The 10938-nt window shown below is 72.3% G+C and carries 6 protein-coding genes; all 6 read right to left on the bottom strand.

Translation table 11 applies throughout. The features are described 5' to 3' along the window. Positions 1 to 710 (bottom strand): MazG nucleotide pyrophosphohydrolase domain-containing protein (locus AC5LUJ_RS02465; RefSeq protein WP_493464389.1); only part of this gene is annotated, 710 nt, incomplete at its 3' end. A gap of 115 nt (positions 711 to 825) precedes the next feature. Beyond that, the gene (locus AC5LUJ_RS02460) at positions 826 to 1623 is read right to left on the bottom strand and encodes a hypothetical protein (protein ID WP_250285631.1); all 798 of its coding nucleotides are present in this window, start codon (positions 1621 to 1623) and stop codon (positions 826 to 828) included. Between the two features lie 169 nt (positions 1624 to 1792). Further along, positions 1793 to 5500: a transcription-repair coupling factor gene (gene mfd / locus AC5LUJ_RS02455; RefSeq protein WP_250285632.1), complete on the bottom strand. Its 3708-nt coding sequence runs from the start codon at positions 5498 to 5500 to the stop codon at positions 1793 to 1795. A 242-nt stretch (positions 5501 to 5742) separates the two neighbouring features. Further along, complete coding sequence (locus AC5LUJ_RS02450) at positions 5743 to 7452, bottom strand: YveK family protein (RefSeq protein ID WP_493464388.1); 1710 nt, start codon at positions 7450 to 7452, stop codon at positions 5743 to 5745. Between the two features lie 522 nt (positions 7453 to 7974). Then, positions 7975 to 9252: a methyltransferase domain-containing protein gene (locus AC5LUJ_RS02445; RefSeq protein WP_250285405.1), complete on the bottom strand. Its 1278-nt coding sequence runs from the start codon at positions 9250 to 9252 to the stop codon at positions 7975 to 7977. 611 nt (positions 9253 to 9863) lie between these two features. Beyond that, positions 9864 to 10938, bottom strand: a 1075-nt coding sequence (locus AC5LUJ_RS02440; protein WP_493464387.1) for a hypothetical protein, incomplete at its 5' end; no start/stop codon positions are given.

The following is a 10938-nucleotide window of genomic DNA, read 5'->3' as shown; positions in this document are numbered from 1 at the left end:
TCGGGGGCGGCCCCGGTGCCGGGTGTCCCCGCGTCGTCCGGGCCGGCGGGCCAGCCGTTGCCCTCGGCTGCGATCCTCGCGTGGAAGAGCACCTGCATGAGCACGTCGCCGAGTTCCTCACGCAGGTCGGCGTGGTTGCCGTCCTCGATCGCCTGGTACGCCTCGTAGGCCTCCTCCAGCAGGTAGGAGGCGAGCGAGGTGTGGGTCTGCTCGGCGTCCCACGGGCAGCCGCCGGGAGCGCGCAGCCGGTCCATCACGGCGACCGCGTCCAGCAGCCTGGCGCCGGGCAGGTCGCGCGACCCCTGGACGGCCGTCACGGTGAGGTCCGCGCCGGCCGCGGCGGCGAGCGCGTCGAGCAGGCCGTGTTCCCCGCCTGGCTCGGCCCCACCGGCCCACAGCGCTCCATCAGCCCCCGGGGTCTCGCCGGCTGGCAGGGTCCCAGCAGCCGGCGCGGCGAGCCACACCACGGGCCGGGACGGGTCGGCATGCGCGCGCCGGCGCAGCGCCTCGGCGGTGACGGCGGCCCGCTGGCCGGCGTCCGCCAGCACTTCGACCGCGATGCCCGCCGCGGCGAGGGCAGCCCGCTGGGGATGGTCGGCCGACCCGCAGCAGACCGTGCCGGCGGCGCGCAGCAGGTCCCAGGCCGCGACGTCGAGCAGTCCGGGCGCGACCCGGGGACTGGTCACGACGACGACGATGCTCGCGGTCACCAGGCCCCCTCGGCCGGCCCGGCCGACCTGGCCGCTCCGGTCACCCCGGGCGGCCAGGCCAGCATGACCGGATCGGTCAGCGCGGCCGGCGGGACTGCTGGCGGGACGGGGACGGTCACTGGGTGAGCGTGAGTCCCGGGCCCAGCGACGGCGCGGGCGCCGGGGTTGTCGCCACCGAGACGGCCGCGGCCACCACCGCGAGCTGGGCGGCGTCCCAGGCGCCGAACCTCGGGTTGATCGAGACCGATTCCCGGGCCGCGGTCTCGCGCAGCTTCGTGTACACGGCCTGGTTGCGCTGGCTCTCGGCCAGCGACCGGACGAGATAGCCCTGCGCCTGGTCGAAGCTCAGCGAGATCTGCTTCTTCTGTCCGCCGAACTTCGCGACGATCTTGTCGTACTCGTCGCGGGCCTGCTTCCTGGTGGCGTCCGTGACCGTGACCGGGGCCAGCTTGTCCGCGATCGCCGACTCCAGGGCGTTGGAGCGGATGAAGACGCGCAGGTCCTGGCGGGCTATGCCGCCGAGCGCCGCCAGCTGCTCGAAGGCCGCGACGCTGCCGAACCCGAGCACGCTGTACGCCTGGTAGAAGGCGTCGAGGTCCTGGTCGGTCCCTGTGATCCCGAGGCTGCGGGCCTCCCGCTCGAGCAGGTCGAGCTGGACGAGGGTGGTCAGCGCGCGCCGCTGCAGATCGGTGCGTTCGATCGGCGCGATGCTCTGGGCGGCGCCGGGATCGGCCGCGGCGGCCGACCGGCTGACGGCCAGGCCACGGTCGACGACGTCACGCAAGGTCGACGTCCTGATCGTGTCATCGCCGATCTGGGCGGCGGACCCGGCATGGGTGGTGCACGCGGAGGCGGTAAGGACCACCAACGCCACGCCGGCGAGGATGCGGCGAGCGGCAGAACGGGGCTTCACGGCTGTGACCGTACCGACTCGCCGCCCGCCGCGCACAGCCAGGCCACCGGTGGGCGTAACCCCCACCGCGTCCGCGCTCCTCGCCACCCACCCGGTTGAAGATCCACCGGAACCGGCCGCGGACCGGCGGGGCACGAAATCAGCGGGCATGGGATCAGCGGGCATGGGATCAGCGGGACGCGGCCGTGGCCGCCGCCGCGACCGAGTCGCCGGCGACCGCCGCCAGCAGCTCCGCGGCCCAGGTGAGGACGGCGCGGTCACGCAGCGGCCGGGCGCCGATACGCGGGGTCTCCGCCGGCACCGGCACCAGGACCGTGCGCACCGCCGGCTTGACCACGGCCCCCTTGTACAGCCGCTGGAGGCGCATGGTCTGGCTCTCGCGCAGCTCCAGCGGCGCGAACCGGATCTGGCGGCCGGCCACGGTGATCTCGGTGACGCCGTGCCGGCGGGCCAGCACCCGCAGGGAGGCGACCGCCAGCAGGTTCTCGGCCGGCTCGGGCGGCGTCCCGTAGCGGTCGAGGAGCTCGGCGCGGACCTCGGCGATGTCGTCGTCCGAGACGGCGGCGGCCAGGCGGCGGTAGGCGTCCAGCCGCAGCCGCTCGCTGGGGACGTAGTCGTGCGGCAGGCTCGCGTTCACCGGGAGCTCGACCTTGACCTCGGGCGGCTCCTCGACCGCGGTGCCCTTGAAGTCCGCGACGGCCTCACCGACCATCCGCACGTACAGGTCGAAACCGACCGAGGCGATGTGCCCGGACTGTTCCCCACCGAGCAGGTTGCCCGCCCCGCGGATCTCCAGGTCCTTCATGGCCACGGCCATTCCGGCACCGAGGTCGGAATGCTGGGCGATCGTCGCGAGCCGGTCGTGCGCGGTTTCGGTGAGCGGCTTGTCCGGCGGATACAGGAAATATGCGTAGGCGCGTTCCCGGCCGCGGCCCACCCGGCCCCGCAGCTGGTGCAGCTGGGACAGCCCGAACACGTCGGCGCGTTCCACGACGAGGGTGTTGGCGTTGGAGATGTCCAGCCCCGACTCGACGATGGTGGTACATACCAGGACGTCGAACTTCTTCTCCCAGAAGGCGACCATCACCTGCTCGAGGGCGTCCTCGCCCATCTGGCCGTGCGCGGTGGCGACGCGGGCCTCGGGGACGAGGTCGCGTAGCCTCGCCGCGGCCGCGTCGATCGACTCCACCCGGTTGTGGATGAAGAAGACCTGCCCCTCCCGCAGCAGCTCACGGCGGATCGCGGCGGCGATCTGCCGGTTGTCGCTCGGCCCGACGAAGGTCAGGATCGGGTGCCGCTCCTCCGGCGGGGTGTCGATCGTCGACAGCTCCCGGATACCGGTGATCGACATTTCCAGTGTCCGCGGGATCGGGGTGGCGCTCATGGTGAGCACGTCCACCGCGGTCCGCATTTTCTTCAGATATTCCTTGTGTTCGACGCCGAAGCGCTGCTCCTCGTCGACGATCACCAGGCCGAGGTCCTTGAAACGGGACGCGGACGACAGCAGCCGATGCGTTCCTATCACCACGTCGACGGTGCCGTCGGAAATCCCGTCGAGCACCGTCTTCTGCTCGGACGCGGAATTGAAGCGCGACATCGCCCGTACGTTCACGGGAAACGCGGCATACCGCTCGGAGAACGTCTGGAAATGCTGTTGGACGAGCAGTGTCGTCGGGACGAGAACAGCGACCTGCTTGCCGTCCTGCACCGCCTTGAACGCCGCCCGGACCGCGATCTCGGTCTTGCCGTAGCCGACGTCGCCGCAGATGACCCTGTCCATCGGGACGGGTCTGCGCATGTCGGCCTTGACCTCCTCGATGGCCGAGAGCTGGTCGGGGGTCTCCCGGAACGGGAAAGCGTCCTCCAGCTCCCGCTGCCACGGGGTGTCCGGGCCGAAGGCGTACCCGGGCGCGGCCATCCGCGCGCTGTACAGGCGGATCAGCTCGCCGGCGATCTCCTTGACGGCCTTGCGGGCGCGTCCCTTGCGCTTCGCCCAGTCGGCGCCGCCGATCCGGTCGAGGCTCGGGCCCTCGCCGCCGACGTAACGGGTGACCTGTTCGAGCTGGTCGGTCGGGACGTACAGACGGTCACCCTTCGCGTACTCGAGGACGAGGTACTCGCGGGTGGCGCCGGCGACCGTCCGGGTCACCATCTCGATGTACCGGCCGACCCCGTGGGCGTCGTGGACGACCAGGTCGCCGGCGCGCAGCGCGAGCGGGTCGATGCCCTTGCGGCGCCGGTGCGGCATCCGGCGCATGTCACGGGTGGTGACACCGCGCTGGCCGGCGAGGTCCGCCTCGGTCAGGACGGCGATGCCGAGCAGGTCGCTGGTGAAGCCGCTGCCGAGCTGGCCGCAGGTGACCGTGGCCACGCCACGGGCGAGGTCGGCGTCCTCGGCGAGACGGGCGCCCAGGTCGGCGTCCCGCAGCAGCTCGACGAGCCGCTGGGCGGGGCCATGCCCCTCGGTCACCAGCAGGACACGCCAGGAGCCGGCGAGCCAGCCCTTGATGTCCGCGAGCACCCGCGCGGTGTCACCATGGTAGGCGGTGGCCGGCCGCAGGCTGGAGATCACCGTGTGGTCGTCGAAGGCATCCTCGCCGCTGGCGGCGCCCCACACCTGGTGGTCGCCGGGACGGCCGTCGCCGCCCGCGCCACCCCCGGAGCCGCCGCTCCCGGGCCGGTCGCCGCCCGAGAGGCCGTCGGCGGTGACGCCGCCGCCGAACGGGCCGACCGACCACCACGGCAGGCCGATCTCGGTGGCCCGCTGGCGCACCTGCGCGATCGAGCGGTAGGCCGCCGCGCCGAGATCGATCGGGGCGCTGCCGCCGGCGGCGGCCGTGCTCCAGGACGCCTCCAGGAACTCGTGGCTCGTGCGCACCAGTTCGGTGGCCCGGGCCCGGACCCGTTCCGGGTCGCACACCAGCACATGCGTGCCGGCGGGCAGCTCGTCGAGCATCAGCACCATCTCGTCGCAGAGCACCGGCGCGAGCGCCTCCATACCGTCCACCGGAATGCCGTCCGCGATCATGTCGAGCATGTCGAGCAGTTCGGGATGCGCCTGTGCCAGCTCCCGGGCACGGGCCCGGACCGGTGGGGTGAGCAGCAGTTCGCGACACGGCGGCGCGAACAGCCGCGGCCGGGCGTCCCGGCCATCCCCGCCGCTCGGGCCGCCGCTCGGGCCGCCGGACGGACCGCCGGACGGGCCGGACAGCGCCCGCTGGTCGGCCACTGAGAACGGCCGGATGTCCTCGACCTCGTCGCCGAAGAACTCCACCCGCAGCGGATGCTCCTCGGTCGGTGGGAAGACGTCGAGGATGCCGCCGCGCACCGCGATCTCGCCACGCCGTTCCACCAGGTCGACCCGGTGGTACGCGGCCCCGACAAGCCGGTCCACGACCTCCCCCAGGTCGGCGCTGTCGCCGACGGCCAACGTCACCGGCTCGAGATCCCCGAGACCGGCGACCTGAGGCTGCAGGACGGCCCGTATCGGCGCCACCACGACCGACAACGGCGGCCGGCCGGTGCTGCCGGGGTGGGCCAGCCGCCGCAGCACGGCGAGGCGCAGCCCCACCGTGTCGGCCCGCGGGGACAGCCGTTCGTGCGGCAGGGTCTCCCAGCTCGGGAACACCGCGACCGTGTCGGGATCGATCAGGCTCGACAGCGCCGCGGCGAGATCGTCGGCCTCCCGCCCGGTGGCGGTGACGGCCAGCACCGGCCGGCCGGCCCGGACCGCGAGCGCGGCGGCGGCGAACGGGCGCAGCGCGGCCGGGGCCGACAGGTCCAGCCGGGGCTCACCGACCGCGGCGACCGCGCGCGCCAGGGCCGGATCCGCACCCGGAGTGACGGTAAGAGCGTCCAACAGCGGGGCGAGGGTCATAGGAGCGTCCGAACCTCTCGGGAACAGCGCACGTTACAGACGAACGACAAACTGCACACAGGACACAGCGTCACGGAGCGGGTCACTGCTGGCGTACCGGGCTGTTCCCCATGGGACGGCGCCCGAACTACCAGCCACCCCACGTACACAAGCCCGGCGTACACAACCGCGTTCTCCGCCATTTTACGTGCCGGAGAATCGGCCGCTCCGAGCCACCTCCGTGGGCCCGCCGGTGGACGGGCTCAGCTCTGCTTGCCGCCGGGGCGGGCGTAGCGGTCGGTGGCCTCCGCGTCGACCGTCGCGCGGCGCGCGATGTCCGCCAGCGGCAGGCCCGCCCCAGCCGCCGGGCCCGCCGGGGCCGCCGGTGCCCCGCCGTGGCCGGCCGCGCTGTCGGCGGAGCCGGAAGCCGCGTCCTCCCGCGACAGGCCCGACGGTGCGGCGGCACGAGGCACGACCACGGGTGACGCGGCCACCCGTGACACGCCGAAGCCGCTGTCAGCGGCACCACGGCCAGCGGGCCGGCGCGTGCCGGGCCGTCCGTCGTGCACCACACCCACCAGGCGTTCGGCCAGGGCCGGCCAGTCCCGCAGGACCCGCGAGAGCTCCCTGATCCGCGTCCGGCCGGTCGCGACCGCGATGACGACATCCGCCTGCATGGCGGACGCCGCCGTCATCGGAAGATCGACAAGAGGGGGTGTCAGCACGATGACAAGATCGACGACCGGTGCCCGGTCGGCCAGGATGGGCACGAGACCGCCGGGGCGGGCCGCCCGGGCCTGCGCGACCCGGTTGTACAGCACATGCCCGCTGCCGGCACCGGACGAACGCGCCATGCAGGTCGGCTCGTGGGCCCACCGGGGCAGCTCGCTGGACACGGCGGGTGGCAGACGCTCCAGGGCCCCGCGCATGTCCGGCTCCGGCGAGGCGTCCAGGATCAGCACGATCCCCTGGTCGTCCGACCAGCTCGCCGCCACCGTCGTGACCAGGTCGGGCGCCAGGTCACCCCGGCCGGCCGGGGTGAGTGCGATGACCTTGCCGGTCGGGGCCAGCACGGAGGCCATGGCGGCGACCAGCCGGCCGGCCGGCAGGTCGTTGCCCCGCCCGCCGGAAATGCTCGCGATCAGCGGAGCACCCAGGACGTCGGCCGCGTCCCCGGCGTCGAGCACCGTCGGGCGGCGCAGGTAGGTGGCGCAGAGCCCGGCCACCGTCAGCAGCAGGCCGGCCAGGGCGCCGACGAGCGTGTTGCGCGCCAGTTTCGGAGCGACCTTCCCGACCGGGGAAGCGGGCTCGGCGAGGGTCACCGCGGCCGGCGTGCCGGTGGCCTGTACCTGCGGGATCTGCCGGTTGAGCTCGGCGAGCTGCGCGTTGAGGGTGGCGACCTGGGTGGCCAGCGTCTGGCCGTCCGCGGTCCTCGGCAGCGCCGCCAGCCTCCGGAGGTTCTGGGAGATCTCGTCACGCAGCTCCGTCAGCGAACGGGCCGTCCCGCCGCCGGCCGCCTGCTGCTGGGTGAGAAGCTGCTGGTAGGCGGCCTCGACGGCCTGGACGAGACCGGTCGCCCGCTGCTCGGTATCGCCCCTGCCGGTGATCGTGAAGAAGTCGCCCCGTTCGGACGCGGTGATCGTCAGCCGCTCGGCCACCTCCCGCCGCGGCAGGCCCAGCTGCTTGGCGGCCAGATCGAGCGTCACGGTGGAGCCGGCGAGCTGGGCCTGGGTCTGGACGATCCGGGCGGCGTCGAGATGATCACTGCTGGGTAGCGCCTGGGAGGCACCCAGGAACACCCGGCCGGTCGCCTCGAAACGCTCGTCCCGCTGCTTGCTGACGGCCAGCGCGCAGACGGCACCGACGACCGCCCCGAGGATGATCACCAGCCACCGGCGCCGGAGCAGCCGGAACGGCGAGATTCTGGGCAGCGCGCGCTCGGCTTCCGCGCGCGGCCAGGCGGCCCGGGTCACCGGAACGTCCTCCTCGGGCCACGAGAAAATACAAGATCATAGGAAAACGCGAAAAGCTGGCGGACGCGGACACCCCCGTAGCACCTGTCCTGCGCAGACATTACAGCCCCCTGGATTCCCTGAGACCTCCCGGACCTTCCAGATCGCTGGAACGGCGGGCACCCCCGGGGGCGAGAAAGCCGGTGGCCCCACCGTCCTCAAGCATTGAAACTACACGGCGCGTCCGCCACGTGTTTCCGCGGCAGCGGAACCCGCCGAAGAAATCATTCAGTCACGCAAAGTAATGGACGTGCGGAAGGCGTGGCCGCCGCAACCGGCCACACCGACACAACCGGCTCCGGCGGCAACGGCGTCCGACGGCACCGGCGCCCGGCCACGGAAACGTGGATCACCGATCGGGGCCGGGACGCGCGGCCCGCCATCCCCCGTCCGCCACCTCACCCGGCATCCCTGCCCGGCCGCCCCCACATGGCGCCTTCGCCTGGCACGGAGCTACCCACAGCCAAAAAGACAAAAAGACAACTAACACACAACCGGACGAGGAACCGGGACGATGAACTTGCCGCCCCTGCGGGCGAACGCCGCCTGCTGATCCATGATCTCGTCTCTGACGTTCCAGGCCAGCAGGAGCAGGTAGTGCGGCTGGCGCTGGGCCAGCACGGCCGGGTCGAGGATCGGCGTACGCGCGCCCGGGATGTACTTGCCCTGCTTGTCGACGTTGCGGTCGACGACGTACTGCACAAGATCGGTGGTGATACCGCTGGAGTTCAGCAGCATGGCGCCTTTGGCCGCGGCGCCGTAGGCGGCCACGCTCCGCCCGTGCGCGCGCAGCTCGTGCAGGAGGGTGAGCAGCTCGGCCTGTGACTCGCGCACGTCGTCGGCGAAACTCGCGTACCGGTCGAAGGTGTCCAGGCCGGCGGCACGTTCACGGTCAAGGCGCCTGCCCACCCCCGGGCCGGGTCTTCCGGCCCGGCTCAGCCGCCAGCGCAGGATGCCGCCGGGATGCTCGGGGAACTCCTCCACGTCCGTCAGGCGCAGACCGTGACGGCGCATCAGCGCGTCCACGGCGATGGTGGAGAAATAACAGGAACGATCATGGTCGACGGCGTCGAACCCGGTGTGGTCGAGCAGGGCTCCGACCCCGGAGTCATCCACTTCGACGATCCCGTCATCGGCGAGCAGGACGGACATGCCCTCGGCGAAGCCGTTCGGATCGGGGAGGTGCGCCAGCACGTTGTCGACGATGATGACGTCCGCCCGCAGCCCCTCGGCGGCCAGCGACCGGGCGAGCCCGGCGTCGAAGAACTCCGTACGGGTCGGCACGCCGATCGCGCGGGCGGCGGACGCGAGTGCGGGTGACGGCTCGATGCCGAGCACCGGGATCCCGCGTTCGGCGAACGCCCGCAGCAGGCACCCGTCACCGCTCGCGATCTCCACGACCAGGCTGTCGGGGCCGAGAGCACGACCGGCGATGATTTCCCTGGCACGCCTGTCCGCATTTCGGCGCGGCGTGTCCCCGGACGACGGGAAGGGCCGGTAACCGGCGCCGAAAATCTCCTCCGCCGGGATGGCGTGGGTGAGCTGGACCAGCGCGCAGGAGGCACAGAAACCGATCTCGAGGGGAAAGACGGGCTCGGGCTCGGCGAGGTCGTCGGGCCGCAGCAGCCGGTTGGCGATCGGTGTCCGCCCCAGGGAGAGGAACGGGCGTGGCCGCGGCCCGCCACACGAGCGGCAGGCTTCGACCGGGACGGCCGTCACCTGCTTACGGGCCAGTGGCTGATCGACGGACTCGACTGACATGCGATCCCCTACCTGCCTTTCGACCGGCACCTGGTTCTGATCGACATCTGGTTCTGACCGGCATCTGGTTCTGACCGGCTCCGGGGCGCTGGCCGCCGGAGCTTTTCCCCCGGTCGACATGGCCTACCAGAACGACATGGCCCACCAGAACGTATCGGAATGACATTGCATACCGGAATAGCGTGGTGTACAGAGATGTGGCTCACAGGCGACGTGGCTCACAGGCGATAACGCGGGGCGGCCGCGTGAACAGGGCGGCACCCACCAGGGGAATTACCGGTCGGGAGGGTGACGCGCATCATCGAGCTGTCACCTTCGGGCGTGCCGCGATCCACTCGCGGCACACTGGAGGGCCATGATAGTGGCCTGCCCGGGGCTTCCGACAAGATCAACGGCTGTGACGAACCAGTCAGCCCCAACAACCGAGGACGACGAACCAGCCGGCCGCGACGGCCGAAGGCGACGGGCCAGCCAACCCAGCCGTGACCAGCGCGGCCGCGGCCGGAACAGCCCCGGCGAGACGACCATGACCGGAACCAGCGCGAACGGAACCACCACGAACGGAACCACCGCGAACGGCATGCCCGGCACGTCCGGCCCGGGGCGCCCGCTCAGCGGAACAGGGCCGGCGACCATGCCTGCGGGACGAGGATGCGCGGCGCGCCCGAACCGTCCGCCGGCTCGGCCCAGGTATCGGTGATCGAGGCGGCGCTGCCGTCCCGCGGCAGGCCGTAGACGACCGTGTCGTTGTCGAACCAGGCGATCTGGTCGTCGACGCTGCGCTGGTCCGCCAGCTCGGTGCGCCGCATCGTCTTCAGGTCGAGCACGGTCGCCCGCCAGCGCACCGGGCCGCCGTCGGCGGCCACCCGCTGCTTGAAGGCGATCCGGGTGCCGTCGGGGGACAGCGACGGGCACTCCACGTTGGTCGTGAGCGTGTGCACCTGCCGGGCCCGGACGCTGCCCCGGACCAGGTAGGTGGTGCCGCCGGTCGCGAACGTCGCGTAGAAGGTGTCGTCGTCCGAGGCGAACGTCACACCCCAGAAGTTCTGGTCCGCCGGGTTGATCCGCTGGCCGTCCCGAAAGATCGCGAACTGCTCGAGACTACCCAGCTCGCGCTGCTTGCGGACGTCGTAGAGGGTGGTGGCGGTGGAGAAGGCCGGGCCGGCGTAGGCATGCCCGGAGACGAACACCGTGACCGCGGCCAGATGGCCGTCGCGGGACAGGCGTGCCCGGCTCGGCTCACCCGCCACCCGGAAGCTGTGGACCGGACGGAGGTCGGGACCGAACAGGTACGCCTTGTACGTGGTCACCACGCCGCGTTCGGCGCCGAGGCAGAGACCGGTGTCACCGGCGATGTCCACCCGCTCACACGTCAGCGAGGTGACCTCCCGGGAGCCGGCGGGGCTGTTCAGCGGCACCATCGCCACCCGGCCGTAGGAGGAGTCCCGGGCCGTGCTCCGAAAAACGATCTTCGGTTCGCCGGTCAGCGGGGCCGTGCCGGCCGTCCCGGCCGGTGATCCGGAGCGGCGCGGGTCCGTCGCGTCGCGGTGGGCCACATACAGCCCGTAGCTCCCGGCCAGGAGTACGCATACCACCAGCAGCGCCACGAACACGAACAGTCGTCGACGTCGTCCGGTGGACGCCGTGGCATCCGGTTTCCGGCCGGCGCCGGGCCTGCCTGATGTG

This window comes from Protofrankia sp. CiP1_Cm_nod3 (assembly GCF_982290655.1).
The sequence above is the reverse complement of the archived record's forward strand: the minus strand, read 5'-3'. Positions and strand labels throughout refer to the sequence as shown.

Coding starts and splice junctions, on each gene's coding strand:
- mfd (WP_250285632.1), bottom strand. CDS start 5,500: ATGACCCTCGCCCCGCTGTTGGACGCTCTTACCGTCACTCCGGGTGCG.
- AC5LUJ_RS02445 (WP_250285405.1), bottom strand. CDS start 9,252: ATGTCAGTCGAGTCCGTCGATCAGCCACTGGCCCGTAAGCAGGTGACG.